Origin of the sequence: Shewanella sp. S1-49-MNA-CIBAN-0167, assembly GCF_040310145.1 — a bacterium.
GTDB classification, from domain to species: domain Bacteria; phylum Pseudomonadota; class Gammaproteobacteria; order Enterobacterales; family Shewanellaceae; genus Shewanella; species Shewanella psychromarinicola.
The window spans coordinates 1-306 of the sequence record NZ_JBEOPO010000173.1 but is presented as its reverse complement, the minus strand read 5'-3'; the positions used below and the strand labels follow the sequence as shown (position 1 = coordinate 306).

Genomic DNA, 306 nt, shown 5'->3' with positions numbered 1-306 from the left:
ACACCCGAATGCCTTGTTTAGGCCGAGATGAAATAAGGCCTTTTGCAGACAGCATTTTTACCGCTTCACGCGTTGAGCTACGGCTAACATCATATTCAATACACAAATCAGCTTCAGAGGGTAAACCTTCGCCAACAGGGTAAACCCCTTTTACAATGGCAATGCCCAAATCGTGAGTTAATTGATGTGTTAAATTTTGACGTGGAGAATTATTCATGCTTTTACTGTCCAATATTCAGTACATAAATCTGTTATATCATATTTAAACGCAATTACGATATAACTTTGTTTTCAGTGGTGTTAATG

1 protein-coding gene is annotated in these 306 nt (G+C 37.9%); it reads right to left on the bottom strand.

Annotation, left to right across the window (positions count from 1 at the left end; translation table 11 throughout):
* On the bottom strand, positions 1–217 hold a 217-nt coding region (locus tag AAEZ00_RS20875; RefSeq protein ID WP_351089789.1), incomplete at its 3' end, for a FadR/GntR family transcriptional regulator.
* Positions 218–306 lie beyond the last annotated feature (89 nt).